Annotated in this window: 12 protein-coding genes; 10 read left to right on the plus strand and 2 right to left on the minus strand. The window is 71.6% G+C overall.

Translation table 11 applies throughout. The annotated features are described in order from the left end of the window. Positions 1-3: 3 nt before the first annotated feature. The 5 genes from C8E87_RS34615 to C8E87_RS34635 all read left to right on the plus strand — a co-directional run bounded on the left by C8E87_RS34615 (position 4) and on the right by C8E87_RS34635 (position 6,164). A complete protein-coding gene (locus C8E87_RS34615; RefSeq protein ID WP_133877627.1) occupies positions 4-1,314 on the plus strand; it encodes an MFS transporter in 1,311 nt (436 codons plus the stop codon). Beyond that, entirely contained in the window at positions 1,257-1,763 is a 507-nt protein-coding gene (locus tag C8E87_RS34620) for a monooxygenase family protein (RefSeq protein WP_133877628.1), read from the plus strand. The genes C8E87_RS34615 and C8E87_RS34620 overlap by 58 nt, the downstream gene beginning before the upstream one ends. A 168-nt stretch (positions 1,764-1,931) precedes the next feature. Next, complete coding sequence (locus C8E87_RS34625) at positions 1,932-5,156, plus strand: ATP-binding protein (RefSeq protein ID WP_133877629.1); 3,225 nt, start codon at positions 1,932-1,934, stop codon at positions 5,154-5,156. Positions 5,157-5,250: 94 nt separating this feature from the next. After that, positions 5,251-5,955: an alpha/beta fold hydrolase gene (locus C8E87_RS34630; protein ID WP_239080476.1), complete on the plus strand. Its 705-nt coding sequence runs from the start codon at positions 5,251-5,253 to the stop codon at positions 5,953-5,955. A 35-nt stretch (positions 5,956-5,990) separates the two neighbouring features. Continuing rightward, positions 5,991-6,164, plus strand: a complete 174-nt coding sequence (locus tag C8E87_RS34635) for a 2TM domain-containing protein (RefSeq protein ID WP_243755205.1) — start codon at positions 5,991-5,993, stop codon at positions 6,162-6,164. Here the strand turns inward: C8E87_RS34635 and C8E87_RS34640 are convergent. Then, entirely contained in the window at positions 6,081-9,302 is a 3,222-nt protein-coding gene (locus tag C8E87_RS34640; RefSeq protein ID WP_239080477.1) for an ATP-binding protein, read from the minus strand. The two genes, C8E87_RS34635 and C8E87_RS34640, sit on opposite strands and share 84 nt — an antisense overlap. A gap of 221 nt (positions 9,303-9,523) precedes the next feature. On the opposite strand from C8E87_RS34640, the gene C8E87_RS34645 reads away from it, so the two are divergent. Genes C8E87_RS34645 through nikE form a run of 4 tightly spaced genes read left to right on the plus strand, consistent with a single transcriptional unit; the run spans position 9,524 to position 14,502 of the window. Continuing rightward, a complete protein-coding gene (locus C8E87_RS34645; RefSeq protein WP_203720839.1) occupies positions 9,524-11,161 on the plus strand; it encodes an ABC transporter substrate-binding protein in 1,638 nt (545 codons plus the stop codon). Between the two features lies 1 nt (position 11,162). Beyond that, entirely contained in the window at positions 11,163-12,113 is a 951-nt protein-coding gene (locus C8E87_RS34650) for an ABC transporter permease (protein WP_133877632.1), read from the plus strand. Next, a complete protein-coding gene (locus tag C8E87_RS44730) occupies positions 12,110-12,919 on the plus strand; it encodes an ABC transporter permease (protein WP_133877633.1) in 810 nt (269 codons plus the stop codon). Before C8E87_RS34650 ends, C8E87_RS44730 begins: the two co-directional genes overlap by 4 nt. After that, entirely contained in the window at positions 12,916-14,502 is a 1,587-nt protein-coding gene (gene nikE, locus C8E87_RS34660; protein WP_203720840.1) for a nickel ABC transporter ATP-binding protein NikE, read from the plus strand. Before C8E87_RS44730 ends, nikE begins: the two co-directional genes overlap by 4 nt. On the opposite strand, the gene C8E87_RS34665 is transcribed toward nikE, so the two are convergent. Next, a complete protein-coding gene (locus C8E87_RS34665; protein ID WP_133877635.1) occupies positions 14,480-17,590 on the minus strand; it encodes an ATP-binding protein in 3,111 nt (1,036 codons plus the stop codon). The genes nikE and C8E87_RS34665 overlap by 23 nt on opposite strands. Positions 17,591-17,810: 220 nt before the next feature. Here C8E87_RS34665 and C8E87_RS34670 point away from each other — a divergent pair, with 220 nt between their 5' ends. Beyond that, the gene (locus C8E87_RS34670; RefSeq protein ID WP_133877636.1) at positions 17,811-18,083 is read left to right on the plus strand and encodes a hypothetical protein; all 273 of its coding nucleotides are present in this window, start codon (positions 17,811-17,813) and stop codon (positions 18,081-18,083) included. Positions 18,084-18,726 lie beyond the last annotated feature (643 nt).

Raw genomic sequence — 18,726 nt, forward strand, 5'->3', positions numbered from 1 at the left:
ACCATGCATCAGCGCGCCTATGAAGGCCAATGCGCTCTCGCGGAGAACGGGCACGGCGTCGTCAGAGCGCCGAGGCTGACCCTGGTCGCGCTGGCGCTGGGGACCTTCGCCATCGGCACCGGCGAGTTCGGCAGCAACGGCATCGTCCAGCTGTTCGCGTCCGACCTCGGCGTGTCGCTGCCCACCGCGACGTCCGCGATCACCGCGTACGCGGTCGGCGTCGTCATCGGCTCCCCGGCGATCACCCTGCTGGCGGCCCGGGTCAACCGGCGCACCCTGCTGCTGGGCCTGATCGTGCTGTTCCTGGCCGGCAACGCCCTGTCCGCGATCGCCCCGAACCTGGCGCTGCTGATCGTCGCCCGGTTCGCCGCCGGAAGCGTCCAGGGCGCGTTCTTCGGCGCCGGCGCCGTCGTCGCCGGTTACGTGTACGGCCCAGGCCGGGGCGGCAAGGCGTTCGCCACCGTGATGGGCGGGCTCACCGTCGCCACCATTGTCGGCTCGCCGCTGGCTACCGCCGTCGGCCAACACGCCGGCTGGCGCGCCATGTACTGGACAGTGGTCGCGCTCGGTGTGCTTGCCGGGTTCGCCCTGGTGGCCTGGCTGCCCCGCAGCGGCGACCTGCACGGCGGCTCGATCACCGGCGAACTCGGCGGTCTGCGCCGCGCCGGCGTCTGGTTGATGGTCGCGGTGGCGGCGCTCGGCATTTCCAGCATCTTCGCGGTCTACACCTTCATCGGCCCCTTCGTCACTGAAGCGGCCGGCCGTGACGCGTCACTCATCCCGGTTGCCCTCGCCGTCTTCGGCCTCGGCATGGCGGCCGGGAACCAGGTGGGCGGGCGCGTCGCCGACCGCTCCGTCAACGGCGGACTGATCCTCGGGTACGCCGCGACGCTGATCCTGCTCGTACCGATCGGCGTGGCCGGGAGCAACCTGGCCGTGCTGCTGCCCTGCCTGTTCGGTGTCGGCGCGAGCATGATGGTCGCGATCCCGACGGTTCAGGTCCGGCTGACCGGCTTCGCCCCGGACGCGCCCACCCTGATGGGGGCGGTCAACCTGGCCGCGCTCAATCTTGCCAACTCGCTCGGCGCGATCGGCGGCGCGCTGACTCTCGACGCCGGCTGGGGAGCGCTGTCCACCGTCTGGGCGGGGTTCGTGCTCACCTCGGCCGGTTTGCTTCTGTACGTCGTCACGGTCGGCCGCGTGAGGCCTGCGCCCGACTCCTCCCCGCCTCGATTCGACAACCAAGGGAGCCCGCGATGGCTACTCGAGTCACCCGCCGGACCGTCGACCTCTCCGCCTACCCGGACCTCGTAGTGGTCTATCTCGGCATGCGCGTCAACCGCATCACTGGTCTGCGGACGCTGCTGGGCTACGGCCCGCAGATCGGCCGGTCCGCGAGCCCCGAGCCGGACGGGCTGCTGCGGCACGAGTCGCTGCTGTGGTCGCTGTTCCCCATGCACGTGGGCATCCGCCAGTACTGGCGTGACCTGCCGTCCCTGCTGGCGTGGGCCCGATCCGAACCGCACAGGTTGTGGTGGCGTGGCTTCCTGCGTGACAGCGGCGGCACCGGCTTCTGGCACGAGACCTACCTGATCCGCGGTGGGATGGAGGCGGTGTACGACGACATCCCGCACGACCGCGGCTTCGCCGCCTTCGCCCCGGTGCAGCCGGCGCGCGGCCCGATGTTCGGCTCGGCCGCCCGGGTCGGACGTCCCGAGGAGGCCACGGCCCCGGTCGTCACCGAGGCCGACCTCTACCCCTGAGGCCTGGCCTCCACGGCGGAGGCGGGCCGGGGCCGGCGCCGGGCCGGACCCGGTCATGGTGCGGCCGCGGGCCGGTCGTGACCGGGTACCGGCACGTCGAAGCAGTCGAGCACGACCGCGATGCTGCGCGGTGCGCCACCCGGCCTCGTCGCTCTATTGTTCCGCGATATGGACCGGCGTTCGCGCTCCTCTCTGTGCCTGGAGATCCTGGGCCCGCTGCGCATCTGGCGGGACGGCGTCGAGATCGACCCCGGACCACCCCAGCAGGCCGGCCTGCTTGCCGCTCTGCTGGCTTCCGCCGACCAGCGGGTCAGCACCAGCGAGCTGATCAGCATGGTCTGGGACGGCGACCATCCGGCGACCGCCGTCAATATCGTGCACAAGTACGTCGGCGCGCTCCGGCGGCTGCTCGAGCCCGCACTCCCCGCCCGCCAGGGCGGGTCCTACCTGCGACGGTCCGAGACCGGCTACGTTTTCGACCCGAGCGGTGGCACGCTCGACGTGGTCGAGTTCCGCAGGCTGGCGGCGTCGGCGAGGCAACTCGCCGGTGGGCAGGCCCTCGACGCCTACGCTGCGGCGCTGCGCTTTTGGCGGGGCCATGCGGGAGAAGGCCTGGCCCACACCGAGGCCACCACAACGCTCTTCGCCGCTCTCGACAACGAATTCTTCGAGGCCTGCGTCGCCGCCGCCCATCTCGCGGCCGAGAGCGGGCACACCGAGAGGCTGCTTCCGTCGCTGAGACTGGCCGCCACCATGGCGCCGTTCCACGAACCGGTGCACGCCTGCCTCATCGTCACCTTGGCCGCCGCGGGACGGCAGGCCGAAGCGCTGTCGATATTCGGAGCACTCCGCGCCCGGCTCGCCGAGGAACTGGGCACCGATCCTGGGCCGGCCGTTCTCGACGCCTATCAGCAGGTGCTGCGGCCGGTCCGCCGGCCGCGCGGAAACAACGCGGCCGGAAACGACGACGCGGCCGGAAACGACGACGTGGGCCTTGCCGCGATCGGGTGGACGGGCGCCGTCGGCGCCTCGGCAACGTCCGGCAGTCTGGTCGGCCGGACCTATGAGCTCGATATCGTGGGGCAGGCCGTGGCGGCCGCGATGTCCGGGGGCACCGGTCTCGTGCTGGTGGAGGGTGAGCCGGGAATCGGCAAGACCCGTCTCCTCGAAGAGGCAGCCGCGGCAGCGGCCGCTCGGCAGGGCACGCTGGTCGTCTGGGGACGTTGCCTGGAGGGCGACGGCACGCCGGCGATGTGGCCGTGGACGCAGATTGTCGGCGGGCTGATCGAGAACGTGACGTCCCCGGTCCGCCGGAAGAGCCTCGCCGGCGAGCTCGGCCGTCTCGTCCGGTCGCGTGGCGAGCGGCCGGAGATGCCGGACAGCGGGGCCCCGTTCCGGTTGTTCGAGGAGGTCACGGCCCTGATCGCGGAGGTCGCGGCCGGACGGCCGACCGTACTCGTGGTGGACGACCTTCAGTGGGCCGACGGTTCGTCCGTGCGGTTGCTGGGTCACCTCGCGACCAGGCTCCCCGGTGGCACCGCGGTGATCGGCGCGCTTCGTAACCGCGCGCCTGTTCCCGGCTCGGAGTTGACCAGGTTCCTCGCCACCGCCGGCCGGATGCCGAGCCACCGCCGGATCCGGCTCGCCCCGCTGGCACCGGGCGAGGTGGCAGAGCTCGTCCAGGGCCAGGTCGGTCATGATCCGGGGGTGGGCGTCGCGCAGCGGATTCACGCCCGCACCGGAGGCAACCCGTTCTTCGTTCACGAATTGTCCCGGCTGCTCGCCACCGACGAGGGAATCATCACCGCGGCCGCGGTGGAGCGGGCCGACGTGCCGGCGACCGTGCGCGACGTGGTCCGGGACCGCACCGCGCGGCTCGACCCGCAGGCCCTGGCCGTACTCGAGATCGCCGCGGTGATCGGCCGGGACGTGGAGGTCCGTCTGCTTGCCCGAGCGGCCGGCCTCCAGATCCGGGCGTGCGTCCTTCTCCTGGACACCCTGGATGCCCTCGGCCTGCTCGCGTTCCCTCCCGGCGATCCGTTCTCGCTGCGTTTCCCGCACGACCTGGTTCGCGAATCCGTCATCGCCGTCACGCCGGCCTCGATGGTTCCGCGGCTGCACCTGCGTGTCGCCGATGCGCTCGAAAACCTGGCTCCGGACACCGAAGCCGTCGCCGAGCGCCTCGCCCACCACCTCTGGGTCGCCGGTCCGCTCGCCGATCCGGCTCGGACGACAACCGCGCTCGTCTACGCCGGCCGCAGCGCGGCGGCGAAATCGGCGCTCGACGTCGCGGAACGGCAACTGCGCTCGGCCGCCTCGGTAGCCCGCGCGGCCGGCCTGGCAGAACCGGAGCTGTACGCGCTCAAGCAGCTCGCGGCGGTGGTGGGAATGCGGTCGTTGTACGGTGGCGCCGCGGCTCTTGACCTGCTGGAGCGGGCCGAGCACCTCGCGCGTCGCCTCGGCCGGCAACGGGAGGCCGCCGACTTCCTCTTCTCCCGGTGGGCCGGCCACGCCCAGGCCATCGAGCTCGACCGCGCCGCGCCGCTCGCCCGCCGACTGCTCGAGCAGGGCGAGGCCGCCGCCGATCCGACCATCCGCGCCTATGGTCTGAACGCGTGGGGCATTCACCAGTGGGGCATCGGAAACGTCGGCGAGGGTGTCCGGCACCTGGGCCGAGCCGCCGAGGTTCTCGACGGCCACGCCGCCCGCCGCGACGACGATCCGTTACGGCACGACCTCCAGATGCTCCCGGCCGCGATCTTCGCCGAGATGACGGCACAACACGGTGACCTGAGCACCGCTCAGGCGCTGCTCGCCGAGCTCGAGGCCCTGGCCGGCGACGACCCGTACATGACCACGGTGTGGGCCTCCATGGCCGCGCGCACCGCCGCGAACGTGGGCGATGCCCCGGAGGCGCTGCGGGTGGCCGAACGGGGAATCGCCGTCGACCCGGAGTTCACCTTCGTCTTCCAAGGGTCATATCTGCGGCTGGCCCGCCTGTGGGCGCTGGCGATGAGCGGCCACGACCCGGCGGGCTCCGCCGACCGGGCCGAGCGACTGATCCGGTCGAATCTGCTCGACACGCCCCGCTCCTGCGTGGCCACCTGGTTCGGGCTGCTCGGCGAGGCCCGGCTCGCGGCAGGGCAGCTCGACGAGGCCGCCACGGCCCTCGACTGCGCGCAGCAGGCACTCGACACGTTCGGGCAACGCTATCCCGAAGGGCTGATCCTGCTCATCCGGGCGAAGGTGCTGCGGGCGTCCGGCGCATCCCCCGGCGTGGTCCGGGCCGCGGCTGAGCGGGCGTACTCGTTGTCGGTCGACCGCGAAGCCCATCTCTACGCGCACCGCGCCGCCCGGATGCTGCGGGAACCGGCCGGGCCGCAGGGGACTTGACGGCAACGGAACGCGCCCCGAGTCGTCACGTGCAGTCTCCGTCAAGTAGGCGGACATAGCTTCTTGTCACCACTGAGGACAGAGGTGACAAATGATGCCCGACCATCCCACCATCGTGCTGGTGCACGGTGCCTTCGCCGACAGCAGCGGTTTCACCGCGATCATCAAGCGACTTGTCTCGGACGGCTACCCGGTGGTGGCCGCGCCCAACCCACTGCGCGGGCTCTCCTCCGACGCCGCACAGGTGCGGGCCCGGCTGCAAGACATCAGCGGGCCGATCGTGCTGGTCGGCCATTCGTACGGCGGCGCGGTGATCTCCGCCGCCGCGACCGGCAACCCGAACATCCGGGCGCTGGTGTACCTGGCGGCATTCGTCCCGGAGGAGGGCGAAAGCGCACAGGCCCTGGTCGAGAAGTTCCCGGGAAGCACCATCGGAGATTCGTTGAAACCGGTGCCCCTGGCCGACGGGCAGGTCGACCTCTACGTCGACCCCCGTGTCTTTCACCCCCACTTCGCCGGCGACATCCCCGCCGACGAGGCCGAGGTCTACGCGATCACCCAGCGGCCGGCCACTGGGGCTGCCCTCGGTGAACCGGCCACCGGCGCTCAGGCCTGGCACGAGATTCCCTGTCACCACCTGATCAGCGGGGCCGACCGGATCATCCCGCCGATGGCACAGGAATTCATGGCCCGGCGCACCGGTGGTCAGATCCAGGTGGTGGAAGGCGCCTCGCACATGGTCTTCGTCTCCCGGCCGGGAGCGACCGTAGCTCTGATCGAGAAGGCGGCCCAGCAATGACCGTTCACAAGAGCGAACAGGCCCTGAGGTGGGGCATGTGGATCCACACCTTCTGGTACGTGGTGGCCAACGTAGCTCAGGTCATCGTCTGGGCAGTGGTGACGCCGGACGTCTTCTTCTGGCCGCTATGGTCGATCGTCGGCTGGGGTATCGGGTTGGTGGCCCACATCTGGGCGGTCCGCACGGTGCTGCGGTCCCGGCTCGCCTGACGAGAGCAGCTGCTCGGCGCGGCGCGCGAACAGGTGTGCGCCGCGCTTGCCGGACAACGCGCGAGCCTGTTCGAGGACAGCCCGGACCGTGGGCGGCGGCATGCCATGGGCTCGCATCAGCTGCGCCCGGACGACCATGAGAAAGCCCTCGGCGTAGCGCTGACCGTAGGTGGCGACGTACGAGTCAGCCCGATCGAGGGCCTCGGCCGCATCCTCAAGCCGGCCGACCCGCAGCCACATTTCGGCGAGCAACCCGTACCAGGTGGCCAGCCCCGAGCGCGGCGGGTCGAGCAACGCGACGGCAATCAGCCTCTCCGCGTCGGCAGCGGCATCGGTGTCGCGGTCGGACATGGCCCGTGCCCAGCAGCGCCCGAGACGTTGATAGCCGCCGAGAAAGACGAACGAGAACTCCGGATCCTGGGCGATGCCCCGCTGCGCCGCGCGAAGCGCCCAGTCCGGATCGCCGGCCAATGCGGCGACAGTCACCGAGAAGGCCGACCAGACTGTGATCGCGTACGGATCGTCGCCCGCGGCGTCTTCCACGGCGTCGAGCTGGGCCCGCGCGGCGTCGACGTCGCCGTGCAACGCCGTCATCAGGCCGAGCATCACCGGTGAGAGCAGCTGCAGGTCGTGTCGCAGCGGCGCCTGGTCCCGCCGGGTCACATCGGCTCCTAGGGGCGGGACGGATCGGCTGAGGTACCGGTACGACTCCGCGATGTTCCCGATGTCCCAGTTGTGAATGCCCCAGGCGTGCCGCCCGTAGGCGTGCACGATCGGATCGGCCGAGGCCTGGCCCTGATCGAGCAGCCGGCGGGCCAGCCGGCCGGCCTGCTCGAGCTGGATGCCCTGCGAGAAGGCGGCCCATCGGGAGAACAGGAAATCGGCCGCCTCACGCTCCCGGCCGAGGTCGCGGGCCAGCTCCTCGGCCCGCTCCAGCAAGTCGAGCGCCGACCCGACGTACCCGGCCCGCATGCCGTCCACCGCGATGAACAGCGACAGGGCGGACAGTTCCAGCTCGGCCAGGCCGGCGCCGCGCGCCACCTGTGCCGCCAGCCGCAGATGACCCGCGGCCGCCTCCAGCGCCGACTTGCCGGCGGCGCACCGGCCGGCCTCCAGCAACGCCCGCCCGGTGCGGGCCGGCTCGGCGAGCGGGCCCGCCGCCCAGAGATGGTGAGCGAGCCGCTCGACCATCGCGTTGTCGTCGAACGTCGTCGCCTCGATCGCCTCGGCGACGCGAAGGTGCAAGCCAGGGGCCTGGGCCATCGAGGTGGTGGCGGCGACCGACTCGCGAAGCAGGTCGTGGGTGAAGCGGAACGAGTACGGGTCGCCTGCCACGGGCTCGACCAGGCCGAGGGCGTGCAGACGTCCCAGGTGGTCGAGGCAGGTCGGCATGTCGACGCCGGCGGCGGAGGTCAGCAGGGCCAGGCCGACGTCGTGGCCGATCAGCGCGGCCGTCCTGAGCAGGTCCGCCGCGACGTCGTCGAGCTCGGTCATGCGGTCGCGCACGACGTCCAGCACGGTGCCGGGCACGCCGGCGCCGAGGTCGGCATCGCTGAACCGGCCACTGTCGCGTAGGTGGCGCGCCAGCTCGCGGACGAAGAACGCGTTGCCGCCGGTGCGGGCGTGGATGTCGCGCGCGGCCACGACGTCGGGCAGGCGCCCGGTCTCCCGCCGCACCAGTTCGGTCACCTCGGCCTGGCTGAACCCGCCCAGGTGGATCCGGCGCAGCCCGGCGTGCCGGCTCACGACGGCCAGAGCATGCGCGACCTCGGGGCCGGGCAGCGGCGCCCGATCGCGAAGCGCGCCGACGACGGCCGTCCCGCCCGGCAGCCTGGCCGCGAGGTGGCCGAGCAGGTCCAGCGAGGCCACGTCGGCCCACTGGATGTCGTCGATGAGCAGCAGCACCGGTCGCCGGGAGGAGACTGCCCCGATCAGGGCGACGGCTTGCTCGTAGAGGCGGAAACGGGCGCCGCTGTCCGGCAGCACGGGCGTCTCGGCAACCTCGCCGGGCGACCCCACCAGCCGGCCGAGCTCACCGGTCTGCCACTGTCGGCGGGCCCGGACCGGCAGGCTCCGGACCAGAGCGTTGATCACCTGGAGCCAGGGCCACATCGAGGGCGTCCCGGGGCCCTCCGCGCAGCGGCCCCATACGACGAGCCCACCTCTCGTTTCCACATCGGCGCCGGCCTGCACGAGCAACCGTGTCTTGCCGACGCCTGGCTCACCCTCGACGACTGCCAGGCCCGACCCGCCGCTGAACGTCGCCTCCACTGCCTGCCGGACAGTGGCCAGTTCGTTCGCGCGCCCGACCAGCCTTCCGCCCGGCGGTGGCGGTGCCGGCCCGGTGGTGTCCGCGACACCCGGCCGGCTCAGCAGCCGCTCATGAGCCGACTGCAAAGCCCGTCCGGGCTCGATGCCCAGTTCCTCGGCCAGGTGCGCCCGTACCCTCTGAAAGACCGACAAGGCCGCCGCCGGCCGGCCGGCGGCGTGCAGGACGGTGACCAGCGCAGCCTGAACCTGCTCGTCCAGCGGTGCCATCTCCGCCGCCCGGACCACCGCGGGGAGTGCGAGCTCCGGCCGGCCCTGCGCGACGGCGAGCTCGGCCGTCGCCACACTCGCACCCAGATATTCGAGGTTCAGGGCGCTGAAGTCGGCGCTCGATCGGCGCCCCAGCCCGTCGCCCGCGGGTCCGTGCCAGAGGCTCAACGCCCGAACGTAGTGATCGAGCGCCACGTCGGGCCGGTCGTGGGCGCGGGCGGCGTCGACGAGCTGACGGAACTGGACCAGGTCGAGCACGTCCGGCCCTGCCGTGAACAGATAGAACCCGCCCCGCCGGTGCAGGTAGGAACCGTTCTCGCGGGTGGAGACCGACGGTTCGAGCAGCCGGCGCAGCGACCCGACGTACTTCTGGAGGATGTTGAGCGCCGAGGTGGGGACGTCGTCGGCCCAGATGAGGTCGATCAGCTCGCTCCCGCTGACCGGCCGGCCGGCCCGGATGAGCAGCAGCGCCAGCAGGTAGGCCTGTTGCGGTGGCCCGGGATCCAGTTCGACGCCGTCCCGCCGGATCCGCAGCGGGCCGAGAATTCGCAGACGAAGACCTTCGGCCTCGTCCGGCCGAGGCGGCGATGACCTGCTCACCGTGCCGTCCCTACCTCCGATCGTCCGCCGCGGGCACCGCGTGGTTGCACTGTAGAGCAGCGACGGAGCCGCCGGGAGCCCGTCGACCGGCGGAGGTGACCCCGCACTTGACGCGAACGGAACGGTTCCGGAACGCCGGACGCGCACCGAGCTGAGCACCATTCCGTTCATGTCAACAGCCGGTTCGTAGCCTGGGCCCGTCTCCGGAAAGGGCCGTGACAGTGAGTTCTCATGCTAAAGGCCATATCCGTACGCTGTCGCTCGTCGCCGTGCTCAGCCTCGTCGCCTGCGACGGCGATGCCGGGAAAACGGCCCAGGACAGCTTGCCCACCACCGGTGGCACGTTGCGCGTCGCGTTCTGGGACGACGCGCAACGCTGTGTGGACCCCAATCAGGTCTATTGGATCGAGACGCGATCGGTGGACCGCCAAATCGCCGATTCCCTGACCGACCAGGACCCAGCGACCGGGGCCATCGTGCCGTGGCTGGCGACCGGCTGGACGGTTTCGGACGACGCACGCCAGTACACCTTCGACCTCCGCCACGGCGTGACATTCAGCGACGGCGCACCGCTGGACGCGCCGGCTGTGAAGACTGCGTTCGACGCCACCTTCGCCCTGGGCGCGAAGTCGGTGCTGGGTCTGACCTACCTGGCCGGATACGCGTCGACGACAGTGGTCGACCAGGACACCGTGACGGTGCGCTTCGACCGGCCCAACGCGGCGTTCCTCCAGGCCACCTCGACAACCACCCTGGCGATCCTGTCGCCCGCCAGCTACCGGGAGACACCCGAGCGGCGCTGCGCGGGACGCATTGTTGCGTCCGGTCCGTTCGTCCTCGACGAGTTCACCGCGGGCAAGAAGGTGCACCTGACCCGGCGCAAGGACTACGCCTGGCCGTCACCCCTGGTACGCAACCGCGGAGCCGCCCACCTGGACGCCATCACGTTCAGCTACATCAAAGAGGCGAGCGTCCGGGTGGGCAGCCTGACCAGCGCGGCCATCGACGTCGTCTGGCCCCGTGAGCCGATCTCCGAACCCGACCAGAACCTTATCCGCAGGACCGGCGGCCGGATCGAGTCGCGCCCGCTGCCCGGGGTCAGCTACCAGCTCGTGCCGAACGTGACCAGCGGACGGCCGCTGGCCGATCTGCGGGTGCGTCAAGCCGTGCAGAAGCTCATCGACCGGGAAACCTACGCCGCCACGGTCTACTGGCCCGGCTATCCGGTCGTGGCGAGCGTGTTCGACTCCACCACACCGTACTTCACCGCCCAGGCCGCCGCCCTCGCCCACGATCCGGACGGTGCGAGCCGGCTGCTCGACGAAGCCGGCTGGCTGCTCGGCCCGGACGGATACCGGTACCGGGACGGGCGGAAGCTGACGCTGCTCGACCCGGTCACCGCGGCGCTGCCCGGCGATCAGCTGATCCAGGACCAAATGCGGCGGGCCGGCATCGAGCTGCGGCTGATGGTGGTCACCGCGGCCAAGCGGGTCGACTTGTTCGCCGCCGGCGACTTCGACCTGGCACTCGCCTTCCTGACGCGAGCCGACCCCAGCGTGCTCGGCTCCGCGCTCGACCAGGCCGTCAGCAAACAGGGAACAGCCCGATACAGCCAGGACCCCGCCACCGCGGCGAAGGTGAGCGCGTTGTTCGCGCAGGGTTTGCAGTCCATCGATCCGGCCCAGCGCGGCCGCGCCTACGCCGAGCTGCAACGATACGTCGTCGAGACAGGCGTCTCGTTCCCGGTCTGCGAACGGGTCCAGACCGTCGGCCTCTCCCCCCGGGTCCAGGGCTTCGCCTTCACCAGCGAGGCCTTCCTCCGGACGAACGACCTGTGGCTGTCGGGACCGGACAGCTGAGGTGACGCGCTACGTCCTCGGCCGGGTCGCGACTGCCCTCGGCGCGCTCTGGGCCGTGTACACGGTCACGTTCGTGGTGCTGTATCTGTTGCCCGGCGACCCGGTCACGATGCTGCTGGCTGCCGGGGACGTGCCGGCCGAGAACCTCAGCGCGGAGCACCTGGCCGGGCTCAAGTCGCAGTACGGCCTTGACCAGCCGATCCACGACCAGTACGCCCATCACCTGTGGCGGCTTGCCCATCTGGACCTCGGCGAGTCCTTCTCGCGAAACGTGCCGGTGTCGGAGTTGCTGGCGGACCGCCTCGGCCCGACACTCGCCCTCGGCTCGCTGGCGATCCTGCTCGCGGTGGTGGGCGGGGGCGCTTTCGCCTTCCTGGCGGTGGCGGCGCGGTCCGGGAGGGTTCGAGATCTGCTGCGGCGCCTGCCCGCGGCGGCTGTGTCGCTCCCGCCGTTCTTCGTCGGCCTGCTGCTGATCCAGGTCTTCGCGTTCCGGCTCGGCTGGTTCCCGGCGATCGGGTCGGACGGCGGGCGAACCCTCATCCTGCCGGCCCTGATGATGGCTCTTCCGGCCGCGGCGATGCTCGCTCAGGTGCTGACCCGGAGTCTGGACAGCACACTGGCTGAGCCGTACGTCGTCACCGCCCGCGCCAAGGGACTCTCCCGGACCGCCGTGGTGACCCGGCACGGCCTGCGTAACGCCGCGCCGGCGGCGGTGAACCTGTCCGGCCTCCTGCTCGGCGCGACCGTCGCCGAGGCGGTGGTCGCCGAGACCCTGTTCAGTCGGGACGGCCTGGGCCGACTCGCCCACGAGGCCGTGCTCGACCAGGACATCCCTGTCGTGCAGGCCGTCGTGCTCGTGGCGGGCGCGGCGGTCGCCCTGATCAACCTGGTCGTCGATCTGATCCATCCGCTGCTGGATCCGCGCGTCGTCGCCGCGCGCCGCGCCGGATGACCGCCGCCGGGGCGCGGCACCGGCCCGGGGCGCTGCTGGCCGGCCTGTTCCTGCTGTTCGTCGTGATCTCGGCGGTCACGCCGGGTCTGTTCACCGTCTACGACCCGTACGCCACTGCACCGGCCGAGAAGCTCCACGCGCCCACCGCGACGCACGTGTTCGGCACCGACGAACTCGGCCGGGACCAGTTCACGCGCGTGCTGTACGGCTCGTCCCACACCATCGGGATCACCGCGGCGGCGGTCGGCCTCGCCCTGGCGGCGGGGCTCGTCGTCGGCCTACTGGCGGGGATGACCGGGGGATGGCCCGACGTCGTCGTGATGCGTGCGGTCGACGTGCTGGTCAGCCTGCCCCGGCTGCTGTTCGCGCTGCTGATCGTGACCGCGTTCGGGTTCGGCGCGGTGTCCGCCACCGTCGCCGTCGCGGCCGGGATCTTCCCCGGACTCGCCCGCGTCGCCCGGGCCGAAGTCCTCAAGGTCAGGACCTTGCCGTACGTCGAGGCGGCGCGAGCCGGCGGCGCGTCGTGGCTACGGTCGGCGGTGCGGCACGTTCTGCCCCGCTCCTGGGCGCCGGTGCTGGTGCTCGCCCTGCTCGACGCGGGCACCGCCATCCTGGTGGTCTCCACCCTGAGCTTCCTCGGGCTCGGCCCGCCCCCACCGGCCGCCGAATGGGGGAGTCTGATCTCGCAGGGCCGGGACTACCTCGTCACCGCCCCCTGGCTGACCCTTCTGCCCGGCATCTTCGTCGGGCTCGTCCTGCTCAGCCTCGACCGTCTCGCCCGGTCGATCGGCCGAGGCATGAGGTGAACGCGCTCGTTCGGGTGCGGGGCCTGTCGGTCGCCTACACCGTCGCAGGCCGGCGCATCGACGCCCTCCACGATGTTGGCCTGGCGGTCCGGCCAGGGGAGACGGTCGCGGTGGTGGGCGAGTCGGGGTGCGGCAAGACCACCCTCGCCCGCGCGCTCGTCGGCCTCCTGCCGGCTGCGGCCCAGGTGGTTGCCGACACGATCGAGGTCGCCGGCCGGGAACTGAAGGATGCCGACGACCGCGCGTTCCGGACCGTACGGGGCAGTGTCGTCGGCTTCGTCCCGCAGGACCCGGCTACCGCCCTGAACCCTACGATGCGCGTCGGCGCCCAGGTCGCCGAGGCGGTCCGCCGCCGCCCGGACGTTGCCCGGCGGGCCGTGCGGGCCGAGGTCGTCGCACTGCTGGAGGCCGCCGGACTGGACGAGGCCGAACGGCGGGCACGGCAGTACCCGCACGAGTTGTCGGGCGGCATGCGACAGCGCGTCCTCACCGCCATGGCGCTGGCCGGCAACCCCCGGCTGCTCATCGCCGACGAGCCGACCAGCGCACTGGACGTCATCGCCCGCACCCGCGTCCTCGATCATCTTCGCCGCCTGGCGGCGCACCGGAACCTGTCGCTGCTGCTGATCACCCACGACCTGGCGGTGGCGGCCGAGTACGCCCAGCGGATCGTGGCGATGCACGCCGGGCGGGTGATCGAGCACCGCCCGGTGCGGCGCTTCGAGGCGGCCCCGGGCCAGAACGGCGCCCGCCGGCCGCCTCTCGCCGAGGCGCCGCCGATACTCCGGCTGGAGGACGTGAGCAAGGTCTTCCGTCTCCCTCGCGCTTCCCGGGCGGGGGAGACGGTGCGGGCAGTGGACCAGCTGACGCTCACGGTCGCTCGTGGACAGACGCTCGGCCTGGTCGGCCGGTCCGGCGCCGGCAAGACAACCACCCTGCGTATCGCCGGCGCGCTGGAACGCCCGGACACCGGCCGTGTCATCCTCGACGGTGTCGACATCACCGGGTGGAGCCCGCGCCGCCTGCGACCGCTGCGACGGCGGTTCCAACTCGTGCATCAGAACCCGTACGCGTCGCTCGACCCGGCCTTCACCGTCGAGCAGACAGTCACCGAGCCGCTGCTGAGCTTCCGGATCGGCGACCGAACGACACGGCAGGCGGCGGCCCGCGAACTGCTGGACCGCGTCGGTCTGCCCCGGGCGTACCTGAACCGCCGCCCGGACGAGCTGTCCGGCGGGCAATGCCAGCGCGTGGCGATCGCGCGGGCGTTGGCATTGCACCCTTCCCTGCTGCTGCTCGACGAGCCGGTGTCCGCCCTCGACGCCGCTGTCCAGGACCAGATCCTGACGCTCCTGGCGACCCTGCAACGGGACCTGGGACTCAGCTACCTTCTGGTCTCCCACGATCTCGCCGTCGTCGCCCGGCTGGCCGACCACGTCGCTGTCCTGGACCACGGCCGACTCGTCGAGCACGGCACGACAAACGAGGTATTCGCCGCACCGGCGGATGACATCACACGACACCTGCTGGCCGCGATCCCGGCCGTCCCGCCGCGTGGACCTACCGGTCGTGATCGGGCTTGATTCCCGCGAGGAGACTTTCGGCCCGGCGGGCGAACAGATGCGCCCCGCGCGCGGCGGATCGGGCGCGGGCCGCCTCCGCCGCCGCGCGTACGGTTTCGCCGGACGCCCCGCGGGCCAGCAGCAGGCGTGCCCGCACCAGCAGAATGTGCCCCTCGGCATAACGCTGGTCGTATTCGTCCAGGGCTTCGGCGGCTCTCGCGAGCGCGGCCCCGGCCTCGTGCGGCCGTTCCGCCGCCAACCACATCTCCGCGACCAGCGCATGGTGGTAGGCGATGCCCCACCGCGGCGGGTCGAGCAGAGTTGACGCCAGGTGTCGTTGCGCCTCGGCCGCGGCCGACGCCGGATCGTCACCGCTGAGCGCCCGAACCCAGTGCCAGTACTGCCGGACGTAGCGGGAGCGCTCGGCATTGACCCGTTCCAGGTTCTCGCCGGTCCACCGCTCGACGGCGCGCCGGGCCGACGGAAGGTCGCCGGCCATCGTGGCGACCATGGCCGTGTAGTAGACCCAGATCGACGCCACGACCTCGTTGCCGGGCTCGTCCCAGGCGTCGAGGAAGGAGTACGCCGCACCGGGATCACCGTGCAACGCCGTCACCACCGCATGCCACCCGGGGCCGCCGCCAGGCGGAATGTCGCGCCGCAGAGCCAGCTCCGGGCGCCGCGACACCACGCCGTCGGAGATCGTGTAGTAGTCGTTCCCGCTGAACGACAGGTAGGCCGCAGCGATGTCGCCCTGATCCCAGTGATGCAGCCCCATCGCCTGGCGGGCAGTCACCTGCACCACGGGATCGTCGGACGACCGGCCCAGCTCGGACAGCTGATGTGCCCATCGGCTGCGGTCCCGCTCACCGGAGAAATACGCGGCGTTCAGACGCACGTACAGGTGGTCGGCCGCCTCGGCCGGCCGGCCGAGGCGCGTGGCCAGGTGCGCGGCCCGCTCCACCAGATCGACCGTGGGTCCGGCGTACGACGCCTGCCGACGGGCCACCGCGCTGAACGTCGACAGGGCGGACAGTTCCAGCTCCGGCAGCCCCGCCGCCCGCGCGATGCGGGCCGCCGACTGGAGGTGCCGGGCCGCGGCCTCGAAAGCGAATTTGACCGCCGCCCGGTGACCGGCACGCATCAGAGCCGCGCCGGCGCGTGCCGGATCGGCCAGCGGTCCCGCCGCCCACAGGTGATAGGCCAGCGGCTCGACGGCGGACTCGTCATCGGCGTGCGTCAGTTCCAGCGCATCAGCGACGGCCAGGTGCAGCCGAGGCACCCGCTCGGGGGGAGTCGTCCCCAGCACGGACTCACGGACAAGGTCGTGGGCGAAGCGGACAGCGGACGGATCGTCGTGCCTCGTCTCGATCATGCCCTGCGCCAGCGACGGCCGCAGTTGCTCCCAGCAGTCGGCCACCTCCAGCACGGCCGCCCGGGCGAGCAGGCCGAGGTCGATGTCGAGGCCGATGACCGCCCCGAGGTAGAGCAGCTCACGGGCCTGATCGCCGAGAACCGCCATACGGTCGCGAACCACGTCGCGGACGGTCGACGGCACCTTGGCAGCGCCGGGCACATCGTCTTCGCCTTCGCCTTCACTCAGCATCCGAGCCAGTTCCCGGGCGAAGAACGGATTGCCGGCGGTCCGCGCATGGATCGTACGGGCCACCTCGGCGTCGGGTTCGTGGCCGGTCTCCCGTCGTACGAGCTCGGCCACCTCGGCCGTCCGCAGCGGTCCCAGCCGAATCCGCCGGTGGCCGGGCAGACGACCGGCCGCGGCGAGCACACCAGCCAGATCCGAGCCGGGCACGGGCGCGCGGTCGCGCAGAATTCCGATGACGGCGCAGCCGCCGGGCAGCCGTCCAGCCAGATGGCCGAACAGCCGGAGGGAGGCCGTGTCGGCCCACTGGAGGTCGTCGAGGACGAGCAGCACCGGCCGTTGCGCCACAGCGTGGCCGACCACCCCCACGACGAGCTCGAACAACCGGAACTGGCCGTTGCCGGCCGAGTCGGCCGCGATCCCGGCGTCGTCGTCGCGCGGCTCCAGGAGGCGCCCGAGGTCGCCGGCCCGCCACTTCTCCCGCGACGCCGGAGGCAGGCTGTCGACAACCGCGCCCAATGCCTGCTCCCACGGCCACAATGACGGTGTCCCGTCACCCGGCAGGCACGCGCCCCACACGGTCAGAGCGCCGAGCCGCCCGGCGTCGGCCGCGGCCTCCTTGACCAGCATGGTCTTGCCTACGCCCGGCTCGCCCTCGACGATGCCGACCGCCGTCCGCCCAGCCCTCGCCTCACCGGCGACGGCTCGCAGAACGGCAAGCTCCCGGGCCCGGCCCACCAGGGCGGACACGACCACGGCCGGCGGCTCGACCGGCGGGGAGGTCGGCCGCCCCAGCACCGATCGGTGCGCCTCCTCGAGCGGCGGGCCCGGATCGATGCCCAACTCGTCGGCGAGGCGTTCGCGGACCGTCCGGTACACCGACAGCGCTTCGGCCTGACGGCCGGCGGCGCCGAGCACCCGGACGAGCGCGGCCTGCATCGGCTCGTGGAACGGCGCCGCTGCCGCGGCCGTTTGGAGCGCCCGCAGCACCGGCTCGGGCCGCCGGAGCGACACGGCGAGCTCGGCCGCCGCGACACAAGTGTCATAGAAATCATCGTCGATAGCCGCGAAGATGGGGGTCGCCCGGGTGCCGCAAGCGACGCCGTCACCCGCGGGGCCGTGCCAAAGCGCGAGCGCTTCGACGTAGCTGTCGAGCGCGGCTTCTGGCCGGTGGCCTGCCGTGTCGGCTCGCGCGGCCGCGACAAGCTGCCGGAACCGAACGAGATCCAGGATGTCGGGAGGGCCGGTGAACGAGTAGGAATCCCCGTGCCGGCGCAGAAAGGAGCCGTTGTCGCGAAGAGCGAGCCCCGGCTCGATCAGACGCCGGAGCGCCCCGACGTACTTCTGGATGATGTTGCGCGCGCTGCTGGGGATGTCCTCTTCCCAGATGGCGGAGATGAGCTCGTGCACGCCCATCGGATGGCCACAGCGGGCCAGGAGCAGAGCGAGCAGGAGCGCCTGCTGCGGAGGGCCCGGGTCCAGCTCGACACCGTCACGCCGTACCCGCAAGGGACCGAGGATCTGGATTTTGAGGCCGCGCCCGCCGCCGGATGGGAGGGAAGGTGCAGGAGAAGCCACGTTCGACCCCGAATCGACCGGAACAATGTGCCAGCGGGCCCTCGCCAGCCTGCCTGGCGTCCACGACGATAGCGTGCCCGCAAGCGATCGGCGACAGCCTGCCGTCCGCGACGGTGATCTCTACCAGGGCGTTCGGCGAGGAAGTTCTGTCGTGTTGCGGCGACCTTCCTACCTCGGCGTAACCAACGCGCTCGCTCTGCTGCGGTTGTTGCCGACGAGCGACCGCCACAAGGACGCCGGAATCCTCGCATTACGGCAACAGGTCGCGGTTCTCGAACGGCAGCTGCATGGTGAACAGGCCCGGTTCACCCCGGCCGGCCGGGTCCGGCTGCCCCGCCGCAGCCGCTCCGGCGCCGCCCGCCTTGCGGCGGCGGCAGACCTCGGCGGCTGTGAGTCGCGCTGCCGTCCCGCGGCGAGGTCGTAGCGGATCGCCGCGGCGGGAGACGTGTCCGGCGCCGGGATGAGGGCGGCCACTGCGCTACTGGGCGGTCTGGTGAGCCGTCCATGCTCCTGGACTTCTCCGTGCATCCGCCCACGAGCTCATGATCACGCTTGCAAGTAGCCGATGACAGGGCACGCCCTCGGCGCATCAAAATGCTTTTTGACGCAACTTCATTGAGGCGTTGGCGAACAGAGGAACTGACTCACGCCTGCCCTGGAGCGCGGCATGAAAGTGTTCGCCGATTTTTCGGTCCTACTCAAGATCGCGGTCGTCTGCCCGGTCATCGGGTTCATCCTCGGCCCGTGCGCGACAGGCACGACCTGGTTCTCCCGATCCGGCCCGGCGCCAGCGGTGCCGGCGCCGAGCGTCTCCGCCCGGTGAAGATCACAACGCCGGCGCGGCCCGGTCGAGACCGGCCAAAGGTCTGTTACGGAGCCGCGTCGGCGTGTGGAGGTGTGCATGCTCTGAGCCGTTCGTCAACAGCGCGGAATGTTCCCGTCAGCTCCGTCTCCAGTGGGCTTCGGCTCCGGTCACGTTGACGCCCTTCGAATGGCTGCGGTTCGCTAGGCCGGTGGGGTCGGTGGGTTTGGAGATTCGGGTGTTGGGTCCGGTCGAGGTGTGCGCC

It is taken from the genome of Paractinoplanes brasiliensis, from assembly GCF_004362215.1.
In the GTDB taxonomy this organism is placed as follows: domain Bacteria; phylum Actinomycetota; class Actinomycetes; order Mycobacteriales; family Micromonosporaceae; genus Actinoplanes; species Actinoplanes brasiliensis.

What these genes read in the sequence shown, in the direction of transcription:
- C8E87_RS34625 (WP_133877629.1), top strand. Translation starts at nt 1,932, where the DNA reads ATGGACCGGCGTTCGCGCTCCTCTCTGTGCCTGGAGATCCTGGGCCCG.
- C8E87_RS44730 (WP_133877633.1), top strand. Translation starts at nt 12,110, where the DNA reads ATGACCGCCGCCGGGGCGCGGCACCGGCCCGGGGCGCTGCTGGCCGGC.
- C8E87_RS34620 (WP_133877628.1), top strand. Translation starts at nt 1,257, where the DNA reads ATGGCTACTCGAGTCACCCGCCGGACCGTCGACCTCTCCGCCTACCCG.
- C8E87_RS34630 (WP_239080476.1), top strand. Translation starts at nt 5,251, where the DNA reads ATGCCCGACCATCCCACCATCGTGCTGGTGCACGGTGCCTTCGCCGAC.
- C8E87_RS34615 (WP_133877627.1), top strand. Translation starts at nt 4, where the DNA reads ATGCATCAGCGCGCCTATGAAGGCCAATGCGCTCTCGCGGAGAACGGG.
- C8E87_RS34635 (WP_243755205.1), top strand. Translation starts at nt 5,991, where the DNA reads ATGTGGATCCACACCTTCTGGTACGTGGTGGCCAACGTAGCTCAGGTC.